11 protein-coding genes are annotated in these 13,091 nt (G+C 62.0%); 7 read left to right on the top strand and 4 right to left on the bottom strand.

Annotation, left to right across the window (positions count from 1 at the left end; genetic code table 11):
- From L9Z73_RS15180 to tauD, 7 genes are all read left to right on the top strand, one after another.
- On the top strand, positions 1-1,357 hold a 1,357-nt coding region (locus tag L9Z73_RS15180), incomplete at its 5' end, for a helix-hairpin-helix domain-containing protein (protein ID WP_247402330.1).
- The gene (locus tag L9Z73_RS15175) at positions 1,357-1,740 is read left to right on the top strand and encodes a PaaI family thioesterase (protein ID WP_017848576.1); all 384 of its coding nucleotides are present in this window, start codon (positions 1,357-1,359) and stop codon (positions 1,738-1,740) included. The genes L9Z73_RS15180 and L9Z73_RS15175, both read left to right, overlap by 1 nt.
- A 214-nt stretch (positions 1,741-1,954) precedes the next feature.
- Positions 1,955-3,538 (top strand): glutamate--cysteine ligase, encoded by a 1,584-nt coding sequence (gene gshA / locus L9Z73_RS15170; RefSeq protein WP_247402328.1) that lies wholly within the window; start codon positions 1,955-1,957, stop codon positions 3,536-3,538.
- Between the two features lie 265 nt (positions 3,539-3,803).
- Entirely contained in the window at positions 3,804-4,781 is a 978-nt protein-coding gene (gene tauA / locus L9Z73_RS15165; protein ID WP_247402325.1) for a taurine ABC transporter substrate-binding protein, read from the top strand.
- Between the two features lie 16 nt (positions 4,782-4,797).
- Positions 4,798-5,577 carry a taurine ABC transporter ATP-binding subunit gene (gene tauB / locus L9Z73_RS15160; RefSeq protein WP_247402323.1) on the top strand — a complete coding sequence of 260 codons (780 nt, stop codon included), beginning with the start codon at positions 4,798-4,800 and terminating at the stop codon, positions 5,575-5,577.
- Positions 5,574-6,410: a taurine ABC transporter permease TauC gene (gene tauC / locus L9Z73_RS15155; RefSeq protein WP_247402320.1), complete on the top strand. Its 837-nt coding sequence runs from the start codon at positions 5,574-5,576 to the stop codon at positions 6,408-6,410. The genes tauB and tauC overlap by 4 nt, the downstream gene beginning before the upstream one ends.
- 14 nt (positions 6,411-6,424) lie before the next feature.
- Positions 6,425-7,261 carry a taurine dioxygenase gene (tauD, locus tag L9Z73_RS15150; RefSeq protein WP_247402318.1) on the top strand — a complete coding sequence of 279 codons (837 nt, stop codon included), beginning with the start codon at positions 6,425-6,427 and terminating at the stop codon, positions 7,259-7,261.
- A 143-nt stretch (positions 7,262-7,404) separates the two neighbouring features.
- Here tauD and mgrA read toward each other — a convergent pair whose 3' ends face one another.
- The 4 genes from mgrA to epsC form a co-directional block, all read right to left on the bottom strand.
- Complete coding sequence (gene mgrA / locus L9Z73_RS15145; protein WP_247402315.1) at positions 7,405-8,442, bottom strand: L-glyceraldehyde 3-phosphate reductase; 1,038 nt, start codon at positions 8,440-8,442, stop codon at positions 7,405-7,407.
- Between the two features lie 108 nt (positions 8,443-8,550).
- Positions 8,551-9,879, bottom strand: coding sequence for an OprD family outer membrane porin (locus tag L9Z73_RS15140; RefSeq protein ID WP_247402336.1), 1,329 nt, complete (start codon positions 9,877-9,879; stop codon positions 8,551-8,553).
- A gap of 213 nt (positions 9,880-10,092) precedes the next feature.
- Positions 10,093-12,054 (bottom strand): choline transporter BetT, encoded by a 1,962-nt coding sequence (gene betT / locus L9Z73_RS15135; protein ID WP_247402333.1) that lies wholly within the window; start codon positions 12,052-12,054, stop codon positions 10,093-10,095.
- A gap of 424 nt (positions 12,055-12,478) precedes the next feature.
- Positions 12,479-13,091, bottom strand: a 613-nt coding sequence (epsC, locus tag L9Z73_RS15130; RefSeq protein ID WP_345894165.1) for a serine O-acetyltransferase EpsC, incomplete at its 5' end; no start/stop codon positions are given.

Raw genomic sequence — 13,091 nt, 5'->3', positions numbered from 1 at the left:
TGCCACCCTGGGCCTCGACCCGGGCCTGCGCACCGGCTGCAAGGTCGCCGTGGTCGATTCGACCGGCAAGCTGCTGGACCACGCCACCGTGTATCCACACGTGCCACACAACAAGTGGGACCAGACGCTCGCGATCCTGGCGGCCCTGTGCGCCAAGCACGCGGTAGACCTGATCGCCATCGGCAACGGCACCGCCAGCCGTGAAACCGACAAACTGGCCGCCGAACTGATCAAAAAATACCCAGCCATGAAGATGACCAAGGTCATGGTTTCCGAGGCCGGCGCTTCGGTGTACTCGGCATCGGAACTGGCTTCCAAGGAATTCCCGGACCTCGACGTGTCGATCCGTGGCGCAGTGTCCATCGCCCGTCGTCTGCAAGACCCGCTGGCCGAACTGGTGAAAATCGATCCGAAATCCATCGGCGTCGGCCAATACCAACACGACGTGTCGCAGCTGAAACTGGCGCGCGGCCTGGATGCGGTGGTGGAAGACTGCGTAAACGCCGTGGGTGTGGACGTGAACACCGCCTCCGTCGCACTGCTGGCGCGGATCTCCGGCCTCAACGCGACCCTGGCGCAGAACATCGTGACCCACCGCGACGAAAACGGGGCGTTCAAGACCCGCGCCGCGCTGAAAAAAGTCGCACGCCTGGGTGAAAAAACCTTCGAACAGGCTGCCGGCTTCCTGCGCGTCATGAACGGCGACAACCCGCTGGACGCCTCGGCAGTTCACCCGGAAGCCTACCCGCTGGTGCAACGCATCGCCGCCGAGACCGACCGCGACATCCGCTCGCTGATTGGCGACGCCGCGTTCCTCAAGCGCCTGGACCCGAAGAAGTACACCGACGAAACCTTCGGCGTGCCGACCATCACCGACATCCTGCAAGAGCTGGAAAAACCTGGCCGCGACCCACGCCCAGGGTTCAAAACCGCCGAGTTCCAGGATGGCGTCGAAGACCTCAAGGACCTGCAACTGGGCATGATCCTCGAAGGCGTGGTGACCAACGTGACCAACTTCGGTGCCTTTGTGGACATCGGCGTGCATCAGGACGGTTTGGTGCATATCTCCGCGCTTTCGGAGAAGTTCATCAAAGACCCACGCGAAGCGGTGAAGGCCGGTGACGTGGTCAAGGTCAAGGTCATGGAAGTCGACATCCCGCGCAAACGCGTCGGCCTGTCGATGCGCATGAGCGACACCCCCGGCGAGAAAATCGACGGTGCCCGTGGCGCCCGCCCGGGCTCGGCGCCACGCCAGTCGCAAAACAACGCGCCGCGCAAGGAAACCGCGACCGCAGCGCCGAGCAACAATGCCATGGCCTCGCTGTTCGCCAACGCCAAACAGTTGAAGAAGCGCTGATGGAGATTCCGGCCGGTTTGACCCAGAGCGCGTTCAGCGAACTGATCGGCTGCCGCCTGCAACGCCTGGAGCAGGGCGTTGCCGAGGTGGCCCTGAGCCTGGAGCCGCAACTGCGCAATCGCGCAGGCAAGCTCCATGGCGGGGCGATTTTCAGCCTGGTCGACATCACCATGGGGCTGGCCTGTTCCAGCGCCCACGGGTTCGACCAGCAGAGCGCGACCATTGAATGCAAAATCAACTACATCCGTGCGGTGGAAAACGGCGAAGTGCTGTGTACCGCACGGGTTATTCACCCTGGTCGGCGCACGTTGGTGGTCGAGGCCGACGTGTACCAAGGTGAACGACTTGTCGCAAAAGCGCAGGGCACCTTCGCTGTCCTATAGCTCCCCACCCTCGATTTGAGTTAATTTCGGCGCTGCGATAACGGCGTCGGAATTTTCTTGCTGCGCTATAGCCCAATTCATGGAGTGAAGTAGGCTTTTTCAAAACGGGTCAAATCGACTCAAAACCAGGCGATCACGCCAGTTTTAACTTCACCCTTGTAGACCGTCCTGCCCACCCCCATATTGGGGCGACTGACGCGTGAAGGAATCCAACTTGAGCGAACTTCTCAACCGCCGCCTGGCCCTGCTCGGCAAGCGCGAACACCTCTCCCTGCTGGAGCATTGCTTGCACGGCATCGAGCGCGAATGCCTGCGTGTCACCCATGAAGGTCGCCTGGCGCAGACGCCGCACCCCGAAGCCCTGGGCGCCGCGCTGACCCACGAACAGATCACCACCGACTACTCGGAATCGTTGCTGGAGTTCATCACCCCAGCCCTGCCCAACCCGGCCGATACCCTGAGCAATCTGGACAAGATCCATCGCTTTGCCTACAGCAAGCTCGGCAGCGAATACCTGTGGAGCCCCTCGATGCCGTGCCCGTTGCCGGCCGAGGAAGACATTCCGATTGCCTACTACGGCACCTCCAATATCGGACAGCTCAAGTACGTGTATCGCAAGGGCCTGGCCCTGCGTTACGGCAAGACCATGCAGTGCATTGCCGGTATCCACTACAACTTTTCCCTGCCGGAACAACTGTGGCCGCTGCTCAAGGAAGCGGAAGGGTTTGTCGGCACCGATCGCGACTATCAGTCCAACGCCTATATCGCCCTGATCCGTAACTTCCGCCGCAACAGTTGGCTGCTGATGTACCTGTTCGGTGCCTCGCCGGCACTGGACGCAGGCTTCCTGCGCGGCCGTTCGCACCAGTTGGACGTGCTGGATGCCGACACCTTGTACCTGCCGTATGCCACCAGCCTGCGCATGAGCGACCTGGGTTACCAGAGCAACGCCCAGGCCGGCCTGACACCGTGCTACAACGATTTGGCCAGCTACACCGACAGCCTGCGCGAAGCGGTGGCAACGCCCTACGCGCCTTATGTCGAAGTCGGCACCCACAAGGACGGCGAGTGGGTGCAACTCAACACCAACATCCTGCAGATCGAAAACGAGTACTACTCCAACATCCGTCCCAAGCGTGTGACTTACACCGGCGAGCGGCCGATCCAGGCGCTGATGGCCCGTGGCATCCAGTACATCGAAGTGCGCTGCCTGGACATCAACCCGTTCCTGCCGATGGGTATCGACCTGCAGGAGTCGCGTTTCCTCGATGCGTTCCTGCTGTATTGCGCGCTGAACGACAGCCCGCTGTTCGCCGACAACGAGTGCGGCAACGCCACGTCGAACTTCCTCAGCGTGGTCAAGGAAGGCCGGCGTCCGGGTCTGCAACTGCAGCGCAAGGGCCAGGCGGTGGACATGAAGGAATGGGCCACCGAGTTGCTGGAAAAGATCGCACCGTTGGCCGCCCTGCTCGACGAGAGTCACGGCATTACCGAACACAGCCAGGCACTGGACGCCCAGTTGGCCAAGGTCAACGACCCGTCCCTGACGCCGTCGGCCCAGGTGCTGGCCGCGATGGCCGAGCGCAAGGAAAGTTTTGCGCAGTTCTCCCTGCACCAGAGCGAGGTGCATGCCGAGTATTTCCGCAAGGAGCCGCTGCCGGCCGCAGAGCAGGCGCACTTTGAAGAACTGGCGCGCACCTCGCTGGCGCAACAGGCGGAACTGGAGCAGAACGAAGTGGGCGATTTCGATGTGTTTGTCGGCTCGTACCAGGCCAGCATCCTCGCGATCAGCAACTAAACGCCGAACTCGTTCCCTCAGGGGAATGAGCTCTAATGTGGGAGGGGGCTTGCCCCCGATGACGGTGGGTCAGTCAGTACATGCATTGACTGGTCCACCGCCATCGGGGGCAAGCCCCCTCCCACATTTGTCCTCATTGGAGTGAAGAATCCCGTCCACCCTTCTCCTCATAAGCTAATTCGAAAAAGTTATTTATTTTCGAGTTCTTAGATCATTTAGTCTCCTCACATGCCGATTCTCGGCCGCCTGATTGAGGAGCTTCCCCTTGAAACTGCTTACCCCTCTGCGCTTCTTGGCCGTGTTGTCCCTGGCCGGTGCCAGCCTGTTTGCCCAGGCGGCGGATGTAACCATCGCCTACCAGACCACCGTGGACCCGGCGAAAGTCGCCCAGGCCGACGGCGCGTATGAAAAAGCCACGAACGCCAAGATCGACTGGCGCAAATTCGACAACGGTTCCGACATCATCGCCGCCATCGCGTCCGGCGACGTGCAGATCGGCTACCTCGGTTCCAGCCCGCTGACCGCAGCCATCACGCGCAAAGTGCCGGTGCAGACCTTCCTCGTCGCCACACAGATCGGCGGTGCCGAAGCCCTGGTGGCGCGCAACGGTTCGGGGATCAACAGCCCGCAGGACCTGATCGGCAAAAAAGTCGCCGTGCCTTTCGTTTCCACCGGCCACTACAGCCTGCTGGCCGCGCTGAAGCACTGGAACATCGACCCGTCGAAAGTGACCATCCTCAACCTCGCGCCGCCAGCCATCATCGCCGCCTGGAAGCGCGGTGATATCGACGCCACCTACGTGTGGGACCCGGCCCTGGGCGTGGCCAAGGAAAACGGCAAGGTGCTGATCACTTCCGGCGAACTGGCCACGTTCGGCGCGCCGACCTTCGACGCGTGGATCGTGCGTAAGGACTTCGCCGAGAAGCACCCGGAAATCGTCAGCGCTTTCGCCAAAGTCACCCTGGATGCCTACGCCGCATACCGCAAAGACCCACAAGCCTGGCTCGCCGACAAAACCAACGTCGACAAGCTGGTGAAGCTCTCCGGGGCCAAGGCCAGCGACATCCCCGCGCTGCTGCAAGGCAACGTCTACCCACTGGCCGCAGAGCAGGTGACCCTGCTGGGCGCGCCGACCACCAAGGCGGTGACCGATACCGCGGCGTTCCTCAAGGAACAAGGCAAGGTCGAAGCGGTGCTGCCGGACTACGCCCCTTACATCAGCGCCAAGTTCATTACCCACTGATCAGGAGTTCATCGCGATGGCCTTGCTACAACTGGAGCGCATCAGCGCACAGTACCCAGGCGCCACAGAACCGGTACTGTCTGACATTTCACTCGAGCTTGGGCCCCAGCAATTGCTGGTGGCCCTCGGCCCGTCCGGCAGTGGCAAGACGTCGCTGTTGAACTTGATTGCCGGTTTTGTCGAACCCTCTGCCGGGCGTATCAGCCTCGATGGCGTGCCGGTCAAAGGCCCGAGTGCCGAGCGCGGCGTGGTGTTCCAGGACGATGCCCTGCTGCCCTGGCAGGACGTGCTGGCCAATGTCGGCTTCGGCCTGGAACTGGCCGGCGTGAGCAAGGCGCAACGCGAAGTGCGCGCCCGGGAAATGCTCGCGCTGGTGGACCTGGCCGGTTTCGACAGCCGGCGCATCTGGCAACTGTCCGGCGGCCAGAAGCAGCGGGTCGGCCTGGCCCGCGCCCTGGCGGCAGACCCGCGTGTGCTGCTGATGGACGAACCCTTCGGCGCCCTCGATGCGTTCACCCGCGAACAGATGCAGGAGCTACTGCTGCAAGTCTGGCGGCGCACGGCCAAGCCGGTGTTCCTGATTACCCACGACATCGAAGAAGCGGTATTTCTCGCCACCGATTTGATCCTGCTGGCACCCAACCCCGGTCAGATCGTCGAGCGCCTGCACCTGGATTTCGGCCAGCGCTATGCCGCCGGCGAGTCTGCGCGAGCGATCAAATCCGACCCGCACTTTATCGAAACCCGCGAACACGTGCTGGGCAAAGTGTTCTCCCAACGGCAGGTGTGCGCATGAGCAGCTACGAACTTCCCGCCACGGCCGCCAAGCCGGTGGCGCACGCCGTTATCCCGCTGCGGCGCAGCCTCAGCACACGCTGGATCAGCCTGCTGACGCTGATCGCGTTGCTGGCGATCTGGTGGGCCGTCACCGCCAGCGGCCTGATCGAACCGCTCTTCCTGCCGCCGCCGTCCGCCGTGCTGCAAAAAGGCTGGTTGCTGGCGACCACGGGCTACATGGATTCCACGTTATGGCAGCACCTCGGCGCGAGCCTCGAACGCATCGGCCTCGGCCTGGGTTTTGCGGTGCTGACCGCGGTGCCGGTGGGAATTGCCATCGGCTCGAATCGTATCGCCCGGGGCATTCTCGACCCGCTGATTGAGTTCTACCGGCCGATTCCACCCCTGGCCTACCTGCCGCTGATCGTGATCTGGTGCGGCATCGGCGAGTTGTCCAAGGTGCTGCTGATCTACCTGGCGATCTTTGCGCCGATCGCCATCGCTACCGCGACCGGCGTGCGCACGGTCGACCCGGCCAAGCTGCGTGCCGCGCAGTCGTTGGGCGCCACGCGCGCCCAGCTGATTCGCCACGTGATCCTGCCGAGCGCCCTGCCCGACATCCTCACCGGCGTGCGCATCGGGCTCGGAGTGGGCTGGTCGACATTGGTCGCCGCCGAGTTGATCGCCGCCACCAGCGGCCTGGGCTTCATGGTGCAGTCGGCGGCGCAGTTCCTGGTCACCGATGTGGTGGTGTTGGGGATTCTGGTGATCGCGCTGATCGCCTTCGCCATGGAAATGGGCCTGCGTGCCCTGCAGCGTAAATTGGTGCCGTGGCATGGCCAGGCACACTGAGTGATGAGAACCCCATGAGCAGCCTGACCGTTACCCCATTAAGCACCGCCCTTGGCGCCCAGATCAGTGGCGTCGATATCACCCAGCCGCTGAACCTCGAACAGCGCGACGCCATCGAACAGGCGTTGCTCACCCATTCGGTGCTGTTCTTCCGTGACCAGCCGCTCACCCCGCAGCAACAAGCACGCTTCGCGGCGAACTTCGGCGACCTGCATATTCATCCGATCTACCCTAACGTGCCGGAACAGCCTGAAGTGCTGATCCTCGATACCGCCGTCACCGACGTGCGTGACAACGCCGCATGGCACACCGACGTGACCTTCCTACCCACTCCAGCCCTCGGCGCGGTGCTGAGTGCCAAGTTGCTGCCGGCGTTTGGTGGCGACACGTTGTGGGCCAGCGGGATTGCCGCGTATGAGGCCCTGTCCGAGCCGTTGAAGGGGCTGCTCGACGGGCTCACCGCCACGCACGACTTCATCAAATCCTTCCCGCTGGAGCGCTTTGGCAACACTGCCGAAGACCTGGCGCGCTGGGAAGAAACCCGCAAGAAGAACCCACCGCTGTCGCACCCGGTGGTGCGCACCCACCCGGTAAGCGGGCGCAAGTCGCTGTTTGTCAGTGAGGGCTTCACCACCAAAATCAATGAACTGGAACCGGCGGAAAGCGAGGCGATCTTGAAGCTGCTGTTCGCCCACGCGACACGCCCGGAGTTCACGATTCGCTGGCGCTGGCAGGAGAATGACGTGGCGTTCTGGGACAACCGCGTCACCCAGCATTACGCAGTGGATGACTACCGGCCGCAGCGGCGGGTGATGCATCGGGCGACGATTTTGGGGGATGTGCCGTTCTGAGCCGAACACGAGAGTCGCCACACTGAAAATCAAATGTGGGAGGGGGCTTGCCCCCGATGGCGGTGTATCAGTCAGTACATCCATTGACTGGTCCACCGCCATCGGGGGCAAGCCCCCTCCCACATTGACTGTGTGCTGCCGGGTTATTCAGCCGTCGATGGTTTTTCCCACAGGTTGATCCCGCCTTCCAGCGCAAACCGATCGATCTCCGCCAGTTCCTCGGCGGTGAAACTCAGGTTCTTCAGCGCCCCGACGTTTTCAATAATCTGCTCCGGCCGGCTCGCGCCGATCAGTGCGCTGGTCACCCGTGGGTCGCGCAGGGTCCAGGCCAGGGCCAGTTGGGCCAGGCTTTGGCCACGACGCTTGGCGATTTCATTGAGCGCACGCACGTGAGCGATGTTGGCGTCGGACAGGTGCTTGGCCTGCAACGAACCGCCACCAGGACGATTCACCCGCGCATCGGCCGGCACGCCATTGAGGTACTTGTCGGTCAACAACCCCTGTGCCAGCGGCGTGAATGCGATCACCCCGGCACCGAGGGCTTCGGTGGTGTCGAGCAGGTCTTTTTCCACCCAGCGGTTGAGCAGGTTGTAGGCCGGTTGGTGGATCAGCAGCGGGACTTTCCACTCGTTGAGCAGGGCTGCGATTTCGCGGGTTTTCACCCCGGAGTAGGAGGAAATACCAATGTACAACGCCTTGCCTTGTTGCACGGCGGTGGCGAGGGCGCTGGCGGTTTCTTCCAGCGGTGTGTCGGCGTCGAAGCGGTGCGAATAGAAAATATCCACGTAGTCGACGCCCAGGCGTTGCAGGCTCTGGTCCAGGCTCGCCAGGATGTACTTGCGCGAACCGCCGCCCTGGCCATACGGGCCGGGCCACATGTCCCAGCCGGCCTTGCTGGAGATGATCAATTCGTCACGGTAGTGCTTGAAGTCTTCGCGCAGCAAACGCCCGAAGTTGATCTCGGCGCTGCCATACGGCGGGCCATAGTTGTTGGCCAGGTCGAAGTGGTTGATGCCTAAGTCGAACGCGGTGCGCAGCAGGGCGCGCTGGGTGTCGATCGGGGTGCTGTCGCCAAAGTTGTGCCACAGCCCCAGGGACAGGGCCGGCAGCACCAAGCCACTGCGGCCGACGCGGCGATAAGGAATAGATTCATAGCGGTTTTCGGCAGCGATATAAGTCATCGAATCCTCTCTTGGACGGGGGCAAATAAGGCCTGGGAATAAGCCTATTCCCAGGCCTTTTAAGCAGCTGAATCGCTTAACGTTGCCCTTCCGTTTTACAGCAAACTCCTACCAGAGTGGAACGACATAGCTGACATAGAGGCGGTTTTCATCCTGCACGGTGGCACCGGTGATGTCCGGGCTGGCGTGGGCATTTTTCCAGGTCACGCCCAGGCCCTTGAGGGTGCCGGTCGGCACTTGGTAGGCCACGGCAACGTTGCGTTCCCATTCGCTGGTAGTGCCCTGTGCGGTGCGGATATCATCGCCATGGGCATAGGCGGCGGAGAATGTCAGACCGTTGAGGCCCAGTTTGCCGAAGTCATATTTATACTGCGCCAGCCAGGTGCGTTCGCCGGCGTGCTGGAATTTGTTCAACTGCATGTTGGTCAGCGCCGGGGTGTCGGCACCTGAGCCTGGGCCCTGACGGTTGTCGCCGCTGTTCAGGCCGGAATCCAGGTACGGGAAGTCGCTGCTGCCGCTGTTTTTCTGGATGCCGAGGCCGACGGTATGACCGTCCAGGCTGTAGCTTTCCAACAGGCTGACGGTGGACTGGTTGATGCGGCCCTTGTTCACGCCATCGCCATAGACACCCGCCGCCGCAAAGTCCTTGTCGCCATCGGCGTTACCGCCCACACCCAGGCTGCGGAACATACGCACATCGGTGTCGATCGCACCGACCGACAAAGCGTCATGGCGCTTGGCACCGAGGAAGAACTGTTGGTAGTAATCCTCAAGGTTGGAATACCACAGGCTGACGGTGGTGCCCGGCAAGCCGGTGTAGTCGGCACCGCCGAAGAGGAAGCGATCGCTCTCCTTGGTGCCGCCGGCGGTGATCATGCCCTGGTCGCCGGTTTCGTTGCGGATCTTGGTCTTGAGGATGTCGCCACCGGTGAAGGTGAAATCGGTGAGGTCCTTGGAGACCAGTTGCACACCGGTGTTGGTCTGCTGGTACAGGCGGCCATCGGTGTTGGCCAGCACCGGGTTGTTGCCATACAGCGTACCGACCCGCAGTTCATCCTTGGCGAAGCGCATCTTGAACGTCGGGCTCAGCACGCCGAACTGGTCAGCGGATTTGCCGTTGTCCAGCGGGAACATGCTGCCGGGGTAGCGGCCCTGGTGGTCTTTGTCATTGAGGTCACCTCCGGAGTCCAGTTTCAAACCGTAGAACGCCTGCAAGTCAAGGCCGAAACCCACGGTGCCCTCGGTGTAGCCGGACTTGAAGTTGAACTCGAAACCCTGGCCCCAATCGCGAATGCTATGGGCCTTGGCATTGCTGCCGACCACGTCACGCCCCTGCTGGTTGAGATAGCGGTTGAGCAGGGTCACATCGGCGTGGCTGTCATCGATAAAATCGGCATGGGCGGACAGCATAAAGCTCGCCATGGCGACACCCACCATAGGGCTTAATAACGTCTTCATTGTTACCGGTCTCCGTCACTGTTCTGAAATGAAAGCGTCAAACGCTTCACACAATTACGCAGTGACCAGATGACAGTTACGCGTCAAAACGCTGCCGGGGCGCATGAAATTAAGTTTAAGAAAGCCCCGCCATACGGGGCTTTGCCGGAAATAACGCGAGCCCTGCCCACAGGGGGGACAGGGCCTGGAACGTCACCGCACCAAGTGCAGGAACTGCAGGTGGCGCTCGTACTGGTCGAGGATGTCGTTGATGATCTGCTCCTTGGTGTAGCCCACCAGATCGTAGTCCTGGCTGCCCTCGCTCAAGTGCACTTCGGCCCGGTAGTAGCGACGGTTGTTGAGTTCCTTGGAGCCCATGCCGCCACGGGCAAACGACGGTGTGAAGTAGCCGCGCATTTGCACCTGGTAGACGAACGGGTGCTGTTCGCCATGGCCGATTTCCAGGCTGACGCTGTCGTTGGACGGGTCAGGCTGGGTCACCACACTCAGGCCCTTCTCGACGAACACGGCGGTCACTTCTTCAATCGCCGGGCGCACCGTCGACTCAAGGAAGCGATACACCTCATCGCGCGACGGGAAATGCACCGCCTGGCTCAAACGCTGACGCCAGCCGCCACGACCCTTGCCCGCCGCAGATACCGGGGCCAACGAATGCAACTGGGCGATCTGCTTCTGCGATTCGAGGTAGAAGGCCTTGTGCAGCCCCCACATCATCAGCAGCAGGATCAACGAGAACGGCAACGAGGTCAGCACCACCGCCGATTTCAGCGAATCGATGCTGCCGGCAAACAGCAAGGCACTGGTCACCAGCGCGGTCATCACGCCCCAGAACACCCGCAGCCACTTCGGCCCGTCTTGATCGGCGTTGCCGCCTTTGGACGACAGGGTGGACAGCACCACGGTGCCGGAGTCGGCGGAGGTGACGAAGAACACGAAGCTGATAAACACCGTGACCGCGATCACCGTCTTGCTCCACGGGTAGGTTTCCAGCAGCAGGTAGAGGCTCATCGACGGGTCATCAATGGCCGACTGGCCGAGCGCGGTCAACCCGTGATTGAGCACCTGGTCGATGGCGCTGTTGCCGAAGATCGACATCCACGCCAGGGTGAAACCCAGCGGGATCAGCAGCACGCCGAACACGAACTCGCGGATGGTACGGCCACGGGAAATACGCGCGATAAACAGGCCCACGAACGGCGACCAGGCAATCCACCAGGCCCAATAGAACACCGTCCAGCCACCCAGCCAGTCGCTCGGCTTGTCGTAGGCGTACACGTCGAAACTCTTGGTCGGCAGCGCGCCGAGGTAGTCGCCGATGTTCTGGATCAGGGTGTTGAGCAAGTGCTGGGTGGGGCCGGCGAACAGCACGAACAGCAGCAGCGCACAGGCCAGCAGCATGTTGATGTCGGACATCACGCGCACGCCCTTGTCCACACCGGCCACCGCCACCAGGATCGCCGCGCCCATCATCAGGGTGATCAAGCCCACCTGAATCCACTGGGTGTGGGCGATGCCAAACAGGTAATCGAGACCGGAGTTGAGGTGCAGCACACCGAAGCCCATGTCGGCACCGAGGCCGAACACCGTGGCGATGATGCCGAAGCCATCCACCGCGTAACCGATCGGGCCGTTGATGCGCTTGCCGATCAGCGGGTACAGCGCCGAACGCAACGCCAGCGGTAGGTTATGCCGGTAGGCGAAGTACGCCAGGGCCATGCCGACAAAGGCGAACACACCCCAACCGTGCAGGCCCCAGTGCAGAAACAGGATCTGCATGGCCTGGCGTGCAGCGTCGGCGTTCATCGCCGCGCCCTGGGGCGGTTGCACCAGGTGCGTCAGCGGCTCGGAGACGCAGAAGAAAAACAGCGTGATGCTGATCCCGGCGGCGAACAGCATGCCGGCCCAGGACAGGTAACTGAATTCGGGCTCGTCGTGGTCGGCACCGAGTTTTATCTTGCCGTAGCCCGATAGCGCGGTGACCACCACGAAGACCAGATACAGGGTCATCGCGAGCATGTAGTACCAGCCGACCGTATTGGCCGCCCAGTTTTGCGCCGCCAGCAGCCAGGCACCGGCCTGTTGCGGGATTGCAATGACGGTGATGCCAAACAGCAGGATGAAACTTGCGGCGAAATAGAACACGGGCGCATTCATGCGCACCAGACCGCTGGGTGGGGTGGTCGGCGCACTCATGAACGATGCACCCCTGGGGTGTGAGATGTGGCTGTGTATAACGGACTCAGCAAAGGTAAGCCTCCTGTTGTGAGCGGGCAGCGAACCACCGATTTAACTTGAACGAACGTTCAAGTTAAACATGGATAGGTGGTTTGGGACTAATCGCAGGGCTGAGTGGTAGGTGATTCCTACACTAGCTCAAGGATTGGTATGACGCTTGGGCGAGGCAAATCGTTCAGCGGTTGCAGACTGAAATACCGCTCACATTTGAACTGCCGTCAACCTGTGGGAGGGGGCTTGCCCCCGATGGCGGTGGGTCAGCCAGCACATGCATTGACGGGTCCACCGCTATCGGGAGCAAGCTCCCTCCCACAGGGTTTGGTGTGATGTTTAAGGGCGTGCGCTACTTTTGGGTGCCGTCGTCATGCTGCAGATTCGCCTGCGTGATGTTCGCCCCCGCTGGCACGCTGCGGGTCAGCCACACGTTGCCGCCAATGGTCGAGCCTTTGCCGATGGTGATCCGCCCGAGGATCGTCGCCCCGGCATAGATCACCACGTCATCCTCGACAATCGGATGCCGCGGATGGCCTTTCTGCAATTGCCCGTCCTCATCCGCCGGGAAGCGTTTGGCCCCCAACGTCACCGCCTGGTAGATGCGCACGCGCTCGCCGATGATCGCGGTTTCGCCAATCACCACTCCCGTGCCGTGGTCGATAAAGAAACTCGGGCCGATCTGCGCGCCGGGGTGTATGTCGATGCCCGTAGCGGAGTGGGCGATTTCTGCGCTGATGCGCGCCAACAACGGCAGGCCGGCGCGGTACAGATGGTGGGCCAGGCGATGGTGAATCACCGCCAGAATGCCCGGATAGCACAGCAGCACTTCATCCACACTGCGCGCAGCCGGGTCGCCGTGGTAGGCGGCCAGCACATCGGTGTCCAGCAGGCTGCGCAGGGACGGCAAGGCCAGGGCGAAATCCTGGATCGCCAACAAGACCACGTTGCAGCTCGACGACAAC

Source organism: Pseudomonas emilianonis, from assembly GCF_023072625.1.
GTDB classification, from domain to species: domain Bacteria; phylum Pseudomonadota; class Gammaproteobacteria; order Pseudomonadales; family Pseudomonadaceae; genus Aquipseudomonas; species Aquipseudomonas paraveronii.
Note: the sequence above shows the minus strand (reverse complement) of the source record. Positions and strands in the feature narration are given on the sequence as shown.